The sequence below is a fragment of the Mycobacterium adipatum genome, assembly GCF_001644575.1.
Lineage (GTDB): Bacteria > Actinomycetota > Actinomycetes > Mycobacteriales > Mycobacteriaceae > Mycobacterium > Mycobacterium adipatum.
Genome location: NZ_CP015596.1, coordinates 4,166,995 through 4,184,914 on the forward strand (window position 1 = coordinate 4,166,995; position 17,920 = coordinate 4,184,914).

Annotated in this window: 18 protein-coding genes; 2 read left to right on the plus strand and 16 right to left on the minus strand. The window is 67.5% G+C overall.

The annotated features are described in order from the left end of the window. The first annotated feature begins 31 nt into the window (after positions 1-31). Positions 32-466: a MarR family winged helix-turn-helix transcriptional regulator gene (locus A7U43_RS19785; RefSeq protein WP_067998639.1), complete on the plus strand. Its 435-nt coding sequence runs from the start codon at positions 32-34 to the stop codon at positions 464-466. On the opposite strand, the gene A7U43_RS19790 is transcribed toward A7U43_RS19785, so the two are convergent. The 9 genes from A7U43_RS19790 to rpsB all read right to left on the minus strand — a co-directional run bounded on the left by A7U43_RS19790 (position 463) and on the right by rpsB (position 9,987). Next, a complete protein-coding gene (locus tag A7U43_RS19790) occupies positions 463-747 on the minus strand; it encodes an EF-Tu/IF-2/RF-3 family GTPase (protein WP_067998640.1) in 285 nt (94 codons plus the stop codon). The two genes, A7U43_RS19785 and A7U43_RS19790, sit on opposite strands and share 4 nt — an antisense overlap. A 23-nt stretch (positions 748-770) precedes the next feature. Then, entirely contained in the window at positions 771-2,747 is a 1,977-nt protein-coding gene (locus A7U43_RS19795; RefSeq protein ID WP_067998642.1) for a primary-amine oxidase, read from the minus strand. Continuing rightward, the gene (locus A7U43_RS19800) at positions 2,744-4,264 is read right to left on the minus strand and encodes an APC family permease (RefSeq protein WP_067998645.1); all 1,521 of its coding nucleotides are present in this window, start codon (positions 4,262-4,264) and stop codon (positions 2,744-2,746) included. Before A7U43_RS19800 ends, A7U43_RS19795 begins: the two co-directional genes overlap by 4 nt. After that, positions 4,261-4,980 carry an ABC transporter ATP-binding protein gene (locus A7U43_RS19805; RefSeq protein ID WP_067998646.1) on the minus strand — a complete coding sequence of 240 codons (720 nt, stop codon included), beginning with the start codon at positions 4,978-4,980 and terminating at the stop codon, positions 4,261-4,263. Before A7U43_RS19805 ends, A7U43_RS19800 begins: the two co-directional genes overlap by 4 nt. A gap of 2 nt (positions 4,981-4,982) precedes the next feature. Next, positions 4,983-5,549: an FtsX-like permease family protein gene (locus A7U43_RS19810; protein ID WP_067998648.1), complete on the minus strand. Its 567-nt coding sequence runs from the start codon at positions 5,547-5,549 to the stop codon at positions 4,983-4,985. Beyond that, positions 5,550-6,743: an ABC transporter permease gene (locus tag A7U43_RS19815; RefSeq protein WP_067998650.1), complete on the minus strand. Its 1,194-nt coding sequence runs from the start codon at positions 6,741-6,743 to the stop codon at positions 5,550-5,552. A gap of 88 nt (positions 6,744-6,831) precedes the next feature. Beyond that, positions 6,832-8,226 (minus strand): amidase, encoded by a 1,395-nt coding sequence (locus A7U43_RS19820; protein WP_067998652.1) that lies wholly within the window; start codon positions 8,224-8,226, stop codon positions 6,832-6,834. 92 nt (positions 8,227-8,318) lie between these two features. Continuing rightward, the gene (gene tsf / locus A7U43_RS19825) at positions 8,319-9,146 is read right to left on the minus strand and encodes a translation elongation factor Ts (RefSeq protein WP_067998654.1); all 828 of its coding nucleotides are present in this window, start codon (positions 9,144-9,146) and stop codon (positions 8,319-8,321) included. Between the two features lie 19 nt (positions 9,147-9,165). Continuing rightward, entirely contained in the window at positions 9,166-9,987 is an 822-nt protein-coding gene (gene rpsB / locus A7U43_RS19830) for a 30S ribosomal protein S2 (protein ID WP_067998656.1), read from the minus strand. A gap of 309 nt (positions 9,988-10,296) precedes the next feature. Here rpsB and A7U43_RS19835 point away from each other — a divergent pair, with 309 nt between their 5' ends. Continuing rightward, positions 10,297-10,821, plus strand: coding sequence for a M23 family metallopeptidase (locus A7U43_RS19835; RefSeq protein WP_067998658.1), 525 nt, complete (start codon positions 10,297-10,299; stop codon positions 10,819-10,821). On the opposite strand, the gene A7U43_RS19840 is transcribed toward A7U43_RS19835, so the two are convergent. From A7U43_RS19840 to A7U43_RS19870, 7 genes are all read right to left on the minus strand, one after another. After that, entirely contained in the window at positions 10,769-11,656 is an 888-nt protein-coding gene (locus tag A7U43_RS19840; protein ID WP_068003243.1) for a tyrosine recombinase XerC, read from the minus strand. The two genes, A7U43_RS19835 and A7U43_RS19840, sit on opposite strands and share 53 nt — an antisense overlap. Before the next feature lie 46 nt (positions 11,657-11,702). Further along, entirely contained in the window at positions 11,703-12,863 is a 1,161-nt protein-coding gene (locus tag A7U43_RS19845) for an alpha-hydroxy-acid oxidizing protein (RefSeq protein WP_067998660.1), read from the minus strand. Positions 12,864-12,867: 4 nt separating this feature from the next. Further along, positions 12,868-13,719: a siderophore-interacting protein gene (locus A7U43_RS19850; RefSeq protein ID WP_067998662.1), complete on the minus strand. Its 852-nt coding sequence runs from the start codon at positions 13,717-13,719 to the stop codon at positions 12,868-12,870. 70 nt (positions 13,720-13,789) lie between these two features. After that, entirely contained in the window at positions 13,790-14,935 is a 1,146-nt protein-coding gene (dprA, locus tag A7U43_RS19855; protein ID WP_067998663.1) for a DNA-processing protein DprA, read from the minus strand. Then, complete coding sequence (locus A7U43_RS19860) at positions 14,932-16,443, minus strand: YifB family Mg chelatase-like AAA ATPase (protein WP_067998666.1); 1,512 nt, start codon at positions 16,441-16,443, stop codon at positions 14,932-14,934. The genes dprA and A7U43_RS19860 overlap by 4 nt, the downstream gene beginning before the upstream one ends. Then, entirely contained in the window at positions 16,443-16,811 is a 369-nt protein-coding gene (locus A7U43_RS19865; RefSeq protein ID WP_067998667.1) for a YraN family protein, read from the minus strand. The genes A7U43_RS19860 and A7U43_RS19865 overlap by 1 nt, the downstream gene beginning before the upstream one ends. 165 nt (positions 16,812-16,976) lie before the next feature. Beyond that, on the minus strand, positions 16,977-17,786 hold the full coding sequence (locus A7U43_RS19870) for a DUF1206 domain-containing protein (RefSeq protein WP_067998669.1): 810 nt from the start codon (positions 17,784-17,786) through the stop codon (positions 16,977-16,979). Between the last annotated feature and the right edge of the window lie 134 nt (positions 17,787-17,920).

Sequence of the window (17,920 nt, forward strand, 5' to 3'; positions counted from 1 at the left end):
CGGTATATCAATGTGATTGATATGTGTCAATATGATTGACATGGTCGAGCCCGCGGAGGAGCAGCCGCTCGGATATCTGTTGCACCGGGTCGCGTCGACGTTGCGCAACGAGGTCACCGCCACCGTGCTCGACCCGTTGGAACTGGCCTTCCCGCAATACCTGTGCATGCGGATCCTGTCCAAGGCGCCGGGCCGTTCCAACGCCGAGCTGGCGCGCGAGCTGTCGGTGTCGCCGCAGGCGATGAACATCGTGCTGCGCGGACTGCAGGGCCGCGGCCTGGTGGCCCGGCCCACCAGCGTCGCCTCCGGGCGGGCACTGCCCGCGGAGCTCACCCGCGACGGCCTGGCGCTGTTGAAGCGCACCGACGCCGGGGTGCGGGCCGCCGAGCGACGGGTGCTGGGCCGGCTGAGCGACGACGACCGGGATGCGCTCAAGCGCATCCTGGCCGCCGTCGGCGTCGACTAGAGCCGGAAGGTCGCGCCGCGGTCCTCGCCGCGCTCCCCGGTGAGCACAGCGCCGGGGTCGACCTCCGCCTTGGTCAGCGACCGGAACAGCACGCCGATGGTGTCACCCACGCTCGCCTCGTCGCGCCGCTTGCGGAACGACTCGATACCGTCGACGACGGTGGCGCGGTCACCGATCCACACCTGATCGCCGACCCGCAACGATCCCTCGGCAATCGTGCCGGTCGCCACCACACCGCGGCCCTTGATGTAGAACACGTCGTCGATCGGCATGCTGAACATGGGCAGTGACGCTACCCGTACGGCTAATGCCCGTGACAGGCCTTCGGCGGCGACGGGGGCAGGTCCAGGGCGGGGTTGCCGTCGAAGAACCCGACCGGCTTGAGCTTGAATCCGGTGTAATGACAGGGCATCACCGGCCAGTCCTCGGGACACACCACGTGGTGAGCACCGACGGTGTACCAGAGCACGACGTCGGTGTTCTCCAACGGAGCGTCGTCGGCCACGTACTCCGGCAGCCCCTGGGCGTCGGCGCACTGGTACATATAGTCCCCCGCCGCGTACAGCTCCTTGGCATCGAACTTGGTCACCCACAGGTTGTGCTGGACAAAGCGCGCCCTGTCATAGATGACCGAACCCTGCTGCACCATCACCGGAACGATGTCCTTGGGCATCAGCTTGTAGCCGACCGGCGACCCGAGCTCGTTGAGCTTGGACGGGTTGACCACCTTCCAGTACCGGCCGGTGGAGTATTCCCAGTCCCGGGCGCCCTGCGCCTCCGAAGCGACCAGCGTGTCCCTGGTGATCCACGCGTTGTGGTGCGGGTTGAGTGCCGGGTCGGGTTCCGGGATCGAATCCACCTCGTAGACACTGTTTCCCGGACCGTCGATGCACATGTCCATCCGGAAGTTGAAAAAGTGCTGATGGTTGGGACCATACATACCCGGGGCCACCATCTTGCCCCAGCGCGGCGTCTCCCCGTCGGCGATCGACCCAGTGGTCAGCACACCGGTCAGCTTGACCTCCATCTCGATCGACGCATCGTTGTACAGGTACCAGAAGAACCCGTACTCGTAATTGCCCACCGTGCAGATCATCGAGATCACCAACCGCCGGGACCGCCGCACCTCGACCTCGCCGGTGCGGAAATCGGTGTGCTTCCAGGAAATCCCGTAGTCCTCCTCGTGCATGCAGATCGCGTTGGGGATCGTGACCGCGTTACCGTTGGAGTCGTTGACCGTGCCGTCGAAGTAGAAGATCTCACCCAGACAGTCGCAGCCCAGCGTCAGCGGGTTGGCCGAAAACCCCATGCCGACCTCACCCATGTCGAAGACATTCTTGTTCCAGTGCGTCGGTGACGAATCCCCATAGGGCACCACCATTTCCGACAGGGCCGCCCGGTACATGATCGGCCGAACGGTGCCGCGGTCGCTGTAGGTGAGCTCGTGCAGCACCAGACCTTCGCGCGGGTTGAAGCCCACCCGCAGGGACCACTTCTGCCATTTCACGTTCCAGCCGTCCACGGTGAAGCTCGGACCGTCGGGCTGGGTGATCTCGATGGGCTTGACGTCGTCGCGGAATCCATCGAACGCCGGCCGGTTATCGGGTGAGAACATGAACTGCTCGGCGTAATTGCCGCTCTTCGACGGGAGCGCGACCACGCCATGGTCCTCGACGTCGAGCACCGTCATGGTGTCCAGGTCGAAGGTGACGATGAGACCCTCGACGGGCCGGGCGTATCCGTTCTCCGATGGTGCGGCCCGCATGAATGTCAGCGGCCGGCAGATCAGCGGCGAATTGTCGTAGTGATCCTGCGCCCCGTAGTAACCGGCCGGCCACGGATCGATCATGGCGAGGCTGAAATCGGTGACACCGCGTCTGCGCAGCGCCTCCTGCCAGCGCGGATCCTTCATCACCGCCTCCTCCACGCCGGTCATGTGCTCAACCAGATAGGACGGGAAGCGCCCGGGAATCGGGGTCCAGGAGTCGATGACGCGGGCGTCGATGTCCACCACCGCCTCATAGATCATCTTGGCCGCACCGTCGTACATCGTCACGAACGCGCGTCGCGGAACACCCTGGGCCCCCTCGAAGGTCAGCGTCGCGGTCTTGGCCGGTTCGGCCAGGCTGATCATCACGAACTTCAATGTCGGCGTGGCGTAGGCGGATCCGGTGATGACGGCCGCGGCCGCCTCGATCTCGGCGCCGGTCAGCGGATCGAGAGGGTACCGCGTGGCACCTTCGGTGAGTTCGGCACTCAACACGGTGCTGTCCATCGTCATTTGGCTGCGTCCTCCGCTTCTGTCTTGGTGAGGTCGAAAACGGCCAGGTGGGCCAGTGCGTCTTCTTGGGAGACCTTGTGCGCCGATCGGCGGCCGAAGATGTAGACGGTCAGTCCGAGGGCGAACATGCCCACGCTGATGCTGCCGACCCAGGTCATCCAGGTGGCCTGCGGCACGTCGATCCACGGCGTGACGAATGAGTAGTAGATGCCGGCGACGGTAGCCAGCGAGCCGACGATGACGGCGATCCACACCCCAACCATCCCGCCCGGAATCCGCCAGAACGTCTCGGCGGCATAGCGATCGGCGTAACGCTTGCGCGCCACCAGCACCGGGATGAGGAAGAAGAAGCCGGACAGCAACCACACGGTGCTCAGGCCACCCTGCAGGTACACCGTCACGTTGGCCATGCTGCTCTGCGAGTACAGCCCGACCAGGATCAGTGAGGAAATGACGCCCTGGATCAGGATGGCGGTCACCGGGTTACGGGTGCGCGGGTTCAGATGGGTGAAGATGCGCGGCAGATGGCGTTCCAGGCCGGAGACGAAGATCAACCTCGAGTAGGCGACCTGATAGGTCATCAGGGCGACGATGATGATGAAGGCCAGCACCACCGCACCGATCTCCATCAGTCCCGGGAAGCCGGCGACATCGAGCATGCCGATCACACCGGTGACGGGGTCGATCTGATCACCGGGCAGCGCCATGATGGTGCCGAGTGTGGTGAGCAGGTAGATCGCCACCAACGCCGCCGAGCCCCACAGGATCATCTTCGGGCCGCTCTTGCGGACCGAGAGGAACTCCGCGCCCATGTTGTACGGGGTCTCCACCCCCAGCAGGTAGAGCAGCACCGTCCCGTAGAGGAAGCCGGCTACCGCGAAGTTCGGAATGGTTGCCTCGGCCCAACTGAACGGGGTCGCCGAGCCGTTGTTGACGGCAAACAGCAGTCCCGAGATGAAGATGGTCAGGGTCAGCACACCGTAGACGACGAAGACGATGTTCATGATCTTCTGGTTCGCCGCGAGTTTGGCCAGCGCCAGACCGATGACGGTCCACAGGATCACCAGTTGCAGGATGATGCTGGTGGTGAGGCCCAGTTCGGCGTGGAAGGCCAGCAGCAGCAACTGCAGAACGATCGCCGGGGACGAGGCGGCGTTGAGAATCACCGGCACCCAGGACAGGTATCCGCCGATGAAGCCCCAGGTCTCCCCCATGGTGCGGGTGGCCCAGATGTACACCCCGCCCTGGCCCGGCCACAGGTTGCCGAGTTCGACGACCGCCATGCCCGCCGGAACCAGGAAGGTCAGGATGCCGAGCACCCACATCGGGATCGCGGTCCACCCGCCGCCGGCCATCACCGAGGAGCCGGTGATCCAGCAGATGATGAACACGTAGGCGGCGGTGAGGCCGAACGTCGTCATCACCTTCGGCAAGATCTGTTCCGGGACAAGCTCGGTGGTCATGAGCTTGTCGCGGTCGACGGTGCCGGCAGGCACCGCGTCTGTTTCTGCGGTCATAGGATTTGTCCGTCCTTCATTCGCACTACCCGGCTTGCTTCTTCGGCCACTGCTGCGTCATGGGTGCTGGCGACGACGGTGACGCCCAGCGTCGAGCACAGATCGCGCAACATGCGCACCACCGTCTCCCCCGTACGGTGATCCAGGTTGGCCGTGGGTTCGTCGGCCAACACAAGCGTGGGATTGCTGATCAGCGACCGTGCGATGGCGGTGCGCTGCTGTTCACCGCCGGACATCTTGGTCGGCTGGTGGTGTACCCGGTGCCCGAGGCCCACGATCTCCAGTAGTTCGGTCGCGCGCCGACGAAGCGCCTTGCGATCGTAGGGCTCGAACATCAAAGGGAGCTCCACATTTTCGACGGCCGACAGGAACGGGATCAGGTTGTAGCTCTGGAAGATGAACCCGATGGTGTCGTGGCGTAGCGCGGCGAACTGGCTCTCGGTGAGCTTGCCGGTGTCTTGACCCGCCACCGACACCGTGCCCTTGGTCGGCCGATCCAGACCCCCCATGATGTTCAACAGGGTGGACTTGCCGCTGCCACTGGGACCCATCAGGCAGACGAATTCACCCGGCATGACCCGCAGTTCGACGGCGATGAGGGCCTTGACCACCTCATCACCGAGTTTGTGGAGCTTCCAGACGTCGGAGATGTCGACGACGGGAGCCGGCGTGGCCGGTGCGCCCGCCTTCACGGGAGTCTCATCGATGGCGGTCATGGCTATCCTCCGCTGCTCAGTGATCGGATCGGTGGCCGCGATGCGGCATTCCAGGTGGGGATGATGCTGGTGGCCACGGCCGCAACGATGCTGACCACCACCGCGATGAATGCCCCCAGTGCCAGCCCACCGAAGTCGACGCCCGCGGGTGCGAGCCCGGTGACGTCGAGCAGGGCGCCGGTGACTGCGGCCAAACTCGCGCCCCCGGCGGCACCCACCACGGCAGCGACAACAGGTTCCACGAGCAGTGCGGCGACCACCGGTAGACGCGGAATACCGTTGGCACCAAGCACACCGAGCTCGCGGGTGCGGTTGGCGACGGTTCGGGTGGTGGCCACGGCCACCTCGACGACACCGACCAGCAGCACCGTCACCGCGATGAGGACCACCGCCGCGCCGATCTCGTCGGCGTTGCCGAGGGAGGCGGACTGGGCGCTGATGCCTTCGGACATCCCGAACACGATGACGACCAGAAAGGCGCCGGTCGCGGTGGTGATGGCGGGCAGCGTCATCTCGCGCAGCCGCCGCCGCGCCGACAGCCAACCGTAGGACAGGCCGTATCTCATCATCTACCGTCCCCCCAGCAGGTCGACGGGTCGCTGTTGCAGCAACCGGTGCACCGGGACGAGCGCCCCGACGATCGCCATCGCGGGGATGAACGCCGCGACCATCCCGGCGGCCTGCCCCCACGCGGTGAACGTGGCGATCTGCGGGATAACCAGCGCGACAGCGACTCCCGCGCCGAGTACACCCACCAGGTAGGCGGCGAGGAAGGTGATACCGGATTCGACGAGGAAGAAGTACAGCACCTCGTCGGCCAGACCGATGCTGCTCATGATGCCGAACTCGCGTTTGCGTTCGGCAACGGCAGCCAGGAAGGAGGACACCGCGATGACGAATCCCAGGATCAGCCCGATAGTCGAGATCACCCCGAGCGTGGAACTGGTGACCTTGCCCGAGAACAGCGCCGAGAACTTCTGTTCGAAGGTGAGCGGTCCGGAGCCGCCGACGGTGTCGTAGATGAGTCCGGAGCCGGTGGGATCGGGCTGCACCGACGGGTCCGCCGTCGCGGGCAGACCGGTGGCGGCGCCGAACAGCTGGGCGAGGTCGCGACGGTGCTCGTCACCGGTCGGCGCGGCCACCGTCCACCAACCGTTGTCGCCGACCAGCGAACCCGCCAGAGGTGCTGCGACCGTGATGGATTGACCGGTTCCGGCGATCTCGGCGGTCAGCGGCTGTCCGCCGATGTCCACGGTCGCACCGGGTGCGATGCCGAGCCGCTCGGCCACACCGGCACCCACGGCGGCCCGCCCCGGTGCGACGGCGTCCGACCCGCGCAGGGATACCGTCGCACCGTCGACGGTGGTGGTGCCCGACAGCGTGCGAGTCGCCGTCCAGTCCGGCGGGGTGGACAACGTGGGGGCGGGCCCGTCGGCGATGAGCGCCCGGACGTCGGGGTCATAGTGCACACCACCGGCCGGCACCACCCAAAGTTGATTGCTGCCAAGCACATCGGTGACCGAGTCTTCACCGGTGATGGCGAAACTCGCCGAGATGGTGCGCACGACGGTGACACAGGCGATCGCCAGGGCGATGCCGAGGACGGCTAGCACAAAGCGTTCGGGGCGCCGGCGGATGTTCGCGACCGCGAATCGGACAAGGCACCCGAAGGTGTTTCCCGATGTGCGGGCGATCTCCGGTGACCGAACGATTGTGGGTGCGGGGGACTCCACGAGGACGATGGTGAGCGCGCCGTGTTTCATCGAGCGCGATTCGCGGTATCGGCGGCGTTACGCGAATCCGCGCGCGATTACGGCGAGGTGTCCCCCTCGCTGCGGATTTCGTTGCAGATCAGTCCTGCAGGCGCGCAAATGGGCTGGCCTCTTCGAGCTGGAAGGCCAATTGGAGCAGCCGGCGCTCGTTACCGGTGGTCGCACCGAACATCATCCCGATCGGCAGACCGGATGCAGATCGGCCCAGCGGCAACGACATCGCGGGATCCCCCGTGACGTTGGCCAGTGGGGTGAAGGCCACCCAGTCGATGAGCCGGTCGATGATCTGCTGATAATCGGCCGTCGGGTCGAGGTGCCCGATCCGCGGCGTCACCTCGGCCAGCGTCGGGGTGAGCAGGACGTCGTACTGGCTGCCCAGTTGCGCGGTGATTCTGCGGGTGCGGGACAGCCGCGCAATCGCCAGCGGCATCCGGTGCAGATTCCGCGCCGCCAGCGCTTCCAGGCCGCGGGTGAGATTGTCGAGCCTGTCCCGGTCGAAGCTCGGCCCGAAGGTCCGCTTCCCGCCGCGCACCAGCGCGAACGCCAGCAGCGACCAGTACAGCAGGAAGTCGTTCTTGAACGACGACGGGATCGGGTTGGCGATCTCGGTGACCCGGTGCCCGAGCCCCTCCAGCAGCGCGGCGGTCTTGCACGTCGCCTCGCGGATCTCCGGGCTGGCTTCGCGCGCAATCGATTCCGTGGTGAAGGCGATCCGCAGCGGAGTGTCACCGGGCCCGGTGACATCGCCGATGACCGGCATCTTCGGATTGCGCCACAGCAGTTCGGCCTCGCGGTAGAAGGCCGCCGTGTCACGGACCGACCGGGTGAGCACGCCGTTGGCGACGATACGCAGCGGCATCTGGCGCATCTGCTTGTCCAGCGGAAGCCGTCCACGCGACGGTTTCAAGCCCACCAGACCGTTACAGGCCGCCGGGATCCGGATCGAACCGCCACCGTCGTTGGCGTGCGCGATGGGGACCACGCCGGCCGCGACCAGAGCGCCCGATCCCGAGGACGAGGCGCCGGCGGTGTGCTCGGTGTGCCACGGGTTGCGCACCGCGCCGAGGCGAGGATGCTCGGCGGACGCGCTGAACCCGAACTCAGAGAGCTGCGTCTTGCCCAGTGCGACCAGTCCGGTGCCTAGGTAGGTGCGGGCGAAGTCACCATCGGCGGGGGCCGGCCGCGGCGTCCATGCGTCGGTGCCATCCATGGTCGGCATGCCGGCGACGTCGGCGTTGTCCTTGACGAAGGTGGGCACGCCGGAGAAGAAGCCGCCGCGCGGGCGGGCGGCCCGGGCGGTGTCGAAGGCCCGGTACGCGACACCGTTGAGGACCGGGTCGACGGCCTCGGCTCGGGTTATCGCCGCGTCGATCACCTCATCGCGCGACACCGCGCCGCTGCGCAGCGCGGCTACCAGACCGACCGCGTCCAGGTCACCGAGGGCGTCATCGCCGAATGCATGAATACGTGCCATGCCGCCGACGGTACCAGTACGTACCACGCGGGCCGGGGAATGCAGAAAACCCCGCGTCATCGAAATGACGCGGGGTTTTGCTGGGGTCTTACTTAGGCCTGGCCGACCTCGAAGCGGACGAACCGGGTCACGGTCACGCCGGCCTCGTCGAGCAGCGCCTTGACGGACTTCTTGTTGTCCGACACCGACGGCTGGTCGAGCAGCACGACATCCTTGTAGAAGCCGGTGACGCGACCCTCGACGATCTTGGGCAGAGCCTGTTCCGGCTTGCCCTCCTCCTTCGCGGTCTCCTCGGCGATGCGACGCTCGTTGGCCACGATGTCCTCCGGCACGTCCTCACGGGTGAGGTACTTGGCCTTCAGCGCGGCGATCTGCAGCGCGACCGCGTGCGCGACCTCCTTGGCGGCCTCGGCATCGCCACCGGTGTACTCGACGAGCACGCCGACGGCGGGCGGCAGGTCGGCCGACCGCTTGTGCAGGTAGGTCTCGACCGTGCCGTCGAAGGCCGCGACGCGACGCAGTTCCAGCTTCTCGCCGATCTTGGCCGACAGATCCGCGATGAGTTCCTCGACGGTCTTGTCGCCGGCCTTGGCGGCCTTGAGGGCGTCCACGTCGGCAGCCTTGGAGGCGGCCGCGGCGGTCACGATCTGCTCCGCAAGACCCTGGAATTCGGCGTTCTTCGCGACGAAGTCGGTCTCCGAGTTCAGCTCGATCAAGGCGCCGTCCTTGGCGGCGACCAGGCCCTCGGCGGTGGCGCGCTCGGCGCGCTTGCCGACGTCCTTGGCGCCCTTGATGCGCAGCACCTCGACGGCCTTGTCGAAATCACCCTCGGTCTCGACCAGAGCGTTCTTGCAGTCGAGCATGCCGGCGCCGGTCAGCTCCCGAAGGCGCTTGACGTCGGCAGCGGTGTAGTTGGCCATAACAGCTTGTCTCCTGGAATTAAGAAGCGTCGGTGGTGGTCTCGGCGGCAGCGCCGTCGGCGGGGCTGGTGGTCGCACCGGCCAACAGCTCCTGCTCCCACTCGGCCAGCGGCTCGGCCGCGCCGTCCTGGCCGGCCTCGGCCTTGCCGGCACCCGAACGGGCCTGCAGGCCCTCGGCGACCGCGGAGGCGATGACCTTGGTCAGCAGTGCGGCCGAACGGATGGCGTCGTCGTTGCCCGGGATCGGGTAGTCGACGACATCGGGGTCGCAGTTGGTGTCCAGGATCGCGATGACCGGGATGTTCAGCTTGCGGGCCTCGGCAACCGCGAGGTGTTCCTTGTTGGTGTCGACGACCCAGATGGCCGACGGAACCTTGGCCATGTCCCGGATACCACCGAGGCTGCGCTCGAGCTTGTTCTTCTCACGCGTGAGCATGAGGATTTCCTTCTTGGTTCGCCCCTCGAAGCCACCGGTCTGCTCCATGGCCTCCAGCTCCTTCATCCGCTGCAGACGCTTGTGCACGGTGGAGAAGTTGGTGAGCATGCCGCCCAGCCAGCGCTGGTTGACATACGGCATGCCGACGCGGGTCGCCTCTTCGGCGATGGATTCCTGGGCCTGCTTCTTGGTGCCGACGAACATGACCGATCCGCCGTGGGCGACGGTCTCCTTGACGAACTCGTAGGCCGAGTCGATGTAGGTCAGCGTCTGCTGCAGGTCGATGATGTAGATGCCGTTGCGGTCGGTGAAGATGAACCGCTTCATCTTGGGGTTCCAGCGTCGGGTCTGATGCCCGAAGTGAGCGCCGCTGTCGAGCAGCTGCTTCATGGTTACAACAGCCATAGTGATTCAGCCGTGCCTTCGTTATCGATGGTTGACGTCCGGAATCGGGTGAATCCGGACCCTGGCGACTGCGGCTGCCGGACCCGACTCGGTTTCCCAGGTCAGGACCGCCCGGCATGCTGGTTGCAACCTGTGCTGCGGGTTGCGGTGCAGACGCGCGAAGTCAGCCCACGGATGTGAGCTGCGGGGAGAAGTTTACACCGTTGGAACCTGTGCTCTGACCACGCGAGTTGTGCACAGTCGCCGGTCCGTCCACAGTCTGGCATCCAGCGGGTACCGCTGCGGTCGAAGTGGCGCTGAACTGGACTGATGAGAGTTCTGCCGGTGCTGCTGGCGGCCGCATTCCTGGCTGCCGCGCCCGCGGCGGCCGAGGCCGGCCGGCTGCAGTGGCCGCTGCGCCCCTCGGCGGCGGTGACCCGCGGTTTCGACGCACCGGCGCCGAACTGGCAGCGCGGGCACCGCGGCGTGGATCTGGCCGGCGCCCCGGGGCAGACCGTCTACGCCGCCGCCGGCGGCACCGTGGTGTTCGCCGGTGAGCTGGCCGGCCGTCCGCTGGTGTCGGTGCAGCATGCGGGCGGCCTGCGCACCAGCTACGAACCGGTGCGCCCGGCGGTCCGGGCCGGGCAGCGGGTGGACGCCGGGACGGCACTCGGCGGGTTGCTGGAGGGGCATCCGGGGTGTCCGGTACCGGCGTGCCTGCACTGGGGTGCGATGTGGGGCGCGGCGGCCCGCGCGGACTATGTGGATCCGCTGGGACTGCTGGCTGTCACCCCGATCGTGCTCAAGCCCGTGGGTGCGCCTGATCGTGCACCGCACGCAGCCGCGCGACGGTGACGTGGGTGTAGAGCTGGGTGGTGGCCAACGTCGAGTGGCCCAGCAGTTCCTGCACGACGCGCAGATCGGCACCACCCTCCAGCAGGTGGGTGGCGGCGCTGTGTCGCAGGCCATGCGGGCCGATATCGGGGGCGCCGTCGACGGCGGACATGGTCTGGTGCACCACGGTGCGGGCCTGGCGCTGGTCGAGGCGGGCCCCGCGCGAACCCAGCAGCAGTGCGGCACCGGAGGTGGGTTTGGCCACGGCCGGCCGGCCGGAGTCCAGCCAGGCGGCCAGCGCGCGCTCGGCGGGTTCGCCGAACGGCACGGTGCGCTCTTTGTTGCCCTTGCCCAGCACCCGCAGCACCCGCCGGGAACGATCGACATCGTCGATGTCCAGTCCGCACAGCTCGCTGACACGGATGCCGGTGGCGTAGAGCATCTCGACGATCAGCCTGTCCCGAAGTGCGATCGGATCACCCTGCTGCGCACCGGAATTCAACGCATCCATGGCGTCGAGCGCCTGCTCTTTCCGCAGCACCGATGGCAGGGTCCGGTGCGCCTTGGGCGTCTGCAGCCGGGCGGCGGGGTCGCTGCCCAGCAGGCCGCGGTGCAGCGCCCATGCGGTGAAGGTCTTGATCGCGGAGGTGCGCCGGGCCAGCGTGGTGCGGGCCGCTCCGGCGCCGGCCTGCGCGGCCAGCCAGGAGCGCAGCCTGGGCAGCGTCAGGGTGTCCAGACCGCCACCGGTGAAGTCGAACAGCGACCGCAGATCACCCAGGTAGGCGCGCCGGGTGTGCGCCGACCGGCCGCGTTGCAGGGCCAGGTACTCGTCGAATTCCTCGAGCAGCGGTTCCAGGTCGGGCTTGCGCACTGTCCTACCGTCGCAGATGCCCGCCGGCTGTCTACTGGACGCGCCGCAGCGTGTCCGGGGTGAGATCTGCCAGTGCCCGGTAGCCGTCGATCGCCATGGTCAGGTCCAGCTCGGCCAACAGCGAGCGCAGCACGTGCACCACACCGTCGGTGCCCCCGAGCGCCAGGCCGTAGGCATACGGCCGGCCGACACCGACCGCGGTTGCCCCCAGCGCGAGCGCCTTGACAATGTCGGCGCCGCTGCGGATACCGGAGTCGAACAGCACCGGCAGCCCGTCGGCGGCGGCCACCACATCGGGCAGGCAGTCGATCGCCGGGATGCCCCCGTTGGCTTGGCGGCCGCCGTGGTTGGAGCAGTAGATGCCGTCGACGCCGGCGTCGCGGGCACGGGCCACGTCGTCGGGATGGCAGATCCCCTTGGCGAGCAGCGGCAGCCTGGTCAGCGAGCGCAGCCAGGTCAAATCGTCCCAGGTGACGGGCTGACCGAAGGTGGACACCCACTTGAGGATGGCGCCCTGCGGGTTCTCCTCCGGGGACTGCGGCAGGCTCGCGCGGAACACCGGGTCACTGAAGTAATTGGACAAGCAGTGCCCGCGCAGCTGCGGGAAATTCGAGGTGCTCAGGTCGCGCGGACGCCAGCCCGGCACCCAGGTGTCCAGCGTGACGACGATCGCCTTGAAGCCGGCGGCCTCGGCCCGGGCGACGAAGCTGGCCGCCAGATCGCGGTCCTTCGGGGTGTAGAGCTGGAAAAACCCTGGTGTGTCGCCGAATTCGGCCGCGACATCCTCCAGCGGGTCGGCGGTGAGGGTGGACACCATCATCGGCACTCCGGTGCGCGCCGCGGCGCGGGCGGCGGCCAGATCGCCGTGGCCGTCGCGGCTGCAGATCCCGGTGACGCCGATCGGCGCCATGAACACCGGCGACGGCAAGGTGAGCCCGAACAGGTCGACGGTCAGGTCGCGTTCGGTGGCGCCCGCCCCCATCCGCGGCATCAGGCCCCAGTGGTCGAAGGCGCTGACATTGACGCGCTGGGTGCGTTCATCGCCGGCCCCGCCCGCGACGTAGGACCACACCGACGGGGACATCGCCGCCTGGGCCCGCTGTTCCAGCTCGGCGAAGGCCATCGGCAGCGACGGCACCACCCCGGCCAGGCCCTGCAGGTAGATCTCGAGTTGATAGTCGCCGAATGCCATGGGGTCAGTCTTGCTGGCCGGCCTCCGCCTTGGCCAGTTCCGCTTTCCATTGCCGGAATGTCTCCTCGGTGCGCCCACGACGCCAGTAGCCGGAAATGGAGGCCCACTTGGCTTCGACGCCGCGTTCCTTGCGCAGGTAGGGACGGAGGTTGTGCATGACGGCTTGCGCTTCACCGTGCACGAATACCTGCACCTGACCGGGCAGCCACAGCGTCTCTTTGACCGCGGCGATCAGGGGGGCGTTGTCGCCGGCCTTGTCCTCGCCGACGAGGTCGGCGCGGCCGCCCCGGTAAATCCAGTGCACATCGACGCCGTCGGGCGATGTCAGCGGGATCTCGTCGTCGGGACCACTGACTTCGATGAAGGCCTTGCCGATCGCGTTGGGCGGCATGGCCTCCAGTGCCGCACTGATGGCCGGTAGTCCGGACTCGTCGCCGGCCAGCAGGTGCCAGTCCGCGGCGGGATCGGGCGCATACGCACCGGACGGTCCCATCAGGTAGGCCAGTTGCCCGGGCTGCGCGGCGGCCGCCCAGGGGCCGGCGACCCCCTGCTCGCCATGGACGACGAAGTCGATGGAGATCTGGCGCAGCGAATCGTCAACCGATCGCACGGTGTAGGTGCGCACGGTGGGGCGCTTGTTCTCGGGAAGCTTGTTGAAGCTGTCCAAGGTAAGCGGGTGCGGCAGCGAGACGATGTCGACATCGGGGTCGACGATGACGATCTTGACGTAGGAGTCCGTGTAGTGACCGGGTGTGAAGGTGTCGAACCCGACACCACCGAGCACCAACCGGATCATGTGCGGTGCCAGCTGCTCACTGCTGATCACTTCGAAGGTATGAATCGGACGTCCCGCCATGGCTTTACCTCACAAATCGATTAGCTGATCTTCAGGTCCACTGTACGAGTCCCGGTTGCGGCGCGGTCCGCTACCGCGCCGGCTGCGGTGCGTCCCGCACGATCCGCCACTGACCCTCACGACGTTGCACCCGCCCGGCAATCTCCAGTAACGCCAGTGGACCCAGCACCTGCTCGGCGGGCATACCGGCTTCCACCGCGATCTCCTCGATGCTGCGCGATCCCCGCCCCGGCAACGCCTCGTACACCAACATCTCCTCCCGGGACAGCCCGTCCAGCGGGGTCTGCGGGTGTTCGGGATCGTCGGCGAGCTCGCCGATCTTGCCGACGATCTCGATGATCTCCTCGGGACGGCTGATCAGCTGGGCGCCCCGCCGTAGCAGCACGTGGCAGCCCGCCGAGGCCGCGGAGGTCACCGGACCCGGCACCGCGCACACCACCCGCCCCATCGCCTCTGCCCAGGCGGCGGTGTTGGCCGCTCCGCTGCGCAGTCCCGCCTCGACGACCACGGTGGCTCCGCTCAACGCGGCGACGAGCCGGTTGCGGGTCAGGAAGCGGTGCCGCGCCGGTCGCATACCGGGCGGATACTCCGAGACCACCAGACCGGTACCGCAGATCCGGTGTAGCAGCGCGGAATGCCCTGCGGGATAGGGAACATCGATCCCCCCTGCCAGCACGGCCACGGTGACACCGTCGACGCCCAGCGCGGCGCGGTGGGCCGCGCCATCGATACCGTAGGCGGCCCCGGACACCACCGCGACATTGCGCTCGGCCAGGCCCGCGGACAGGTCGGCGGCCACGTGCTCGCCGTACGCGGTGGCCGCCCGGGTACCGACGATCGCCGCACCGCGGGCCGCCACCTCATCGAGGCGGGCCGGACCGATCGCCCACAGCACCATCGGGTGCCGGCCCGATTCCCGGCGTTGAACCTCGTCATTGTCGAACACGGTGAACGCGAGATGGGGCCACTCCGTGTCGTCCGGGGTGATCAGCCGCCCGCCGCGGCGATCCAGCATCTCCAGATCCTCCGAGGCGGTGTCGATGTGCACACGCGCGGCGATCCGACCCGCCAGTTCGCTGGGCATCGCACCGGCCTTGATCCTGGCGGCCGCCTCCACCGGTCCGTGGCCGGCGACAAACGCCGTGAGCGCCGGGCACGGCGACTCGGCCACCCGCGACAGATACGCCCACGCACGCCGCACCGCGTCGACGGTCATGACACACCGCCCTGCCGGAAACTCAACGCCGTCGCGACGTGATCCGGTGTCGGTGAGTTCACCCCGGCCAGATCGGCGATCGACCACGCGATGCGCAGGGTACGGTCGGCGCCGCGCAGGTTGAGTTTGCCGCGGTCGACGGCGGCGCGCAGCACCGCCATGGTGGCGTCGCCGGGACGGAATCGCTGGCGCAGCGCGGGTCCGGGCACCTCGGCGTTGGTCCGCACCCCGATCGGCTGCCACCGTTGCGCCGCCGCCGCTCGCGCGGCGGCTACCCTGCTGCGCACCGCGGCGGTCGATTCGCCCACTTCATGGGTGAAAGCTCCGGCCCGGATGGGGTGCATCTCGACTTTCAGGTCGACCCGATCCACCAGTGGGCCCGACAGCTTGCCCTGATAGCGACGTTTGGCCCCGGCATTGCACAAGCAGTCTTTCGGATCGGTGGGCGCACACGGACACGGGTTTGCGGCCAGGATGAGCTGGAATCTGGCGGGGTAACGTGCCACGCCGTCGCGGCGGGCCAGACGAATTTCCCCTTCCTCCAACGGCGTACGCAAGGACTCCAGCACATTGGTCCCGACCTCGGCGTACTCATCGAGGAACAGCACTCCGCGATGGGCGCGACTGACCGCTCCCGGGCGCGCGATTCCCGTCCCGCCGCCCACCATCGCCGCCACCGTCGAGGAGTGGTGAGGGGCGATGAAGGGCGGCCGGGTGATCAGCGGGGTGTCCGGCGCCAGCGTCCCGGCAATCGAGTGGATGGCGGTGACCTCGATGGCCTCTTCCTCGGTGAGCGGCGGAAGAAGGCCCGGCACACGTTGGGCCAGCATCGTTTTGCCGATCCCAGGCGGTCCGGTCAGCATGAGATGGTGCGCTCCCGCGGCGGCGATCTCCACCGCGACCCGCGCCGCGGTCTGCCCGATCAGATCGGCGAGATCCCGGCATTCGGGCGGCACGTACGGTGCGGCGTCGGTGATCCGGCCCGCCAACTGACCCTTGCCACCAAACCAGTCCTGCAACTGCCGAAGGTGCGGCACACCCCACACGTCGATCCCGTCGACCAGGCTGGCCTCGGCCAGGTTGTCCAGAGGCACCACCACCGACTGCCAACCGTCGCGCTTGGCCGCCAATACCGCGGGCAGCACACCGTGGACCGGCCGCACGCGGCCGTCGAGGGCGAGCTCACCGAGCAGCACCGTCTTCTCCAGCCGGGCCCACGACGTCTTCAGGTGCGCCGACAGCACCGCCGACGCCAACGCCAAGTCATACATCGAACCCCCCTTGGGCAGGGTCGCCGGCGACAGCGCCAACGTCAGCCGGGTGTCCGGCCAACTGTTGCCGCAGTTGGTGATCGCCGCACGCACCCGGTCCCGGGCCTCCTGCAGAGCGGTGTCGGGCAACCCCACCAGATGCACACCCGGCAGCCCACCGGTGATGTCGGCCTCGATCTCCACCGTGACGCCGTCCAGGCCCCGGATTGCGACGGCGAAGGCGCGCCCGAGCGGCATCAGCCGACCGCCTGCAGATGGGTGAGCTCCGGTGTGCGCGTGCGACCGAACCGTATCCCGATCACATCGATGCGCACCCCCGACCATCGCCCGCCCCCGCCGGCCAGCCACAACCCCGCCAGCCGTCGCAACCGACGCACCTTGTCCGGGGTGACCGCGTACGCGACACCGCCGAACCGGTCGGTGGTGCGCGCCTTCACCTCGACGAAGATCACCACCCGGGCCGCCTCGTCGAGCGCGATCACATCCAGTTCGCCATACCGGCACCGCCAATTGCGCTCCAGCACCGTCAACCCCATGGCTTCCAGGTGCTGCACCGCCAACTGCTCACCAAGTGCACCGATCTCGGCGCGAGTCCAGGTTTCCATGAACCCACCCTCACCCCGGCCACCGACAGAATGGGGCCGGCAGATGCCCGGCAACCCTAGTTATCCACAATCACTCATTCATCCACAGGCACGCCCCAAGGCGCCGCCGTCGTTCGCGACGATCGCCTCGACATCGGCACGCGTCGGCATCGACAACGTGCACGCTCACATTCGCGAATACTTGGTCAGCGCAACGCTGTACAAGCCGTACGCGGCAAAACCGATCGCCGCCGCCAACAACATCGTCTGGCCGTGCTCCGCCTGTCCCAACGCCCGCACCGCAGCATCCAGTCCCGTCGCCCTCGAGGGATCCTGCATGAATGACGCAAGAAGCACCGATACGCCAGCCGCACACAGCACGACGCCCTCCGCCACATGTCCCACGATGCCCAGTGTCGTCATCAGCCGCCCACCCGGGACCGTGAGGTCTGTCAAGAACTTTCGAGATGCCCCCTTGTATATGAAGTAGCCCCCGAAGGCCACTATCGCGAAACCGACAGCCACCAGAACGGCCTTACCGCTCCCGCTCCGCATCAGCCGGGCACTCAGGCCTTCTGCCCGATCGCTGCCCTGCTCACCTACCCCGAGGGCGAATTGCACCGCCGCGAAGGCCAGCGCCAGGTACACGACCGCAAGTCCGAATGCCTTGAACCGGTTCACCAAGGGCGCCGCGCGTTTGTGGGCCCGAGGGCTCTCGCCCGGATGCAGACCCAGCACAACCTCGGCCAGCCGCCACAGCGACAGTGCGACCAGCCCGAAGGCCACCATCCACAACGACACCGAACCACCGCGCTGCGCGGCGAGTACCGCCAATGCCCCGGTCTGATCGGCTTCGCCGCGGAAACCGAACGCGATCCGCACGATGAGGTAGGCAATCAATAGATGCAGCAATCCACTCACGGGATAGCCGGCACGAGCGATCGACTCGACGGTGCGACTTTCCGTGACGCGGTTGACGGTGCCCTTGAAGGCCATCCAGCCGCTGCCAGGTCGAGCACCGTCCACGTCCACCCGCCTTGCATATTCGAAAGGAACTCTCCGACCAACGGTATAGCGGCACGTTCCGTCGCACGGTTTCGGCATATCGCACGCCTTGACCTCAACTGCCG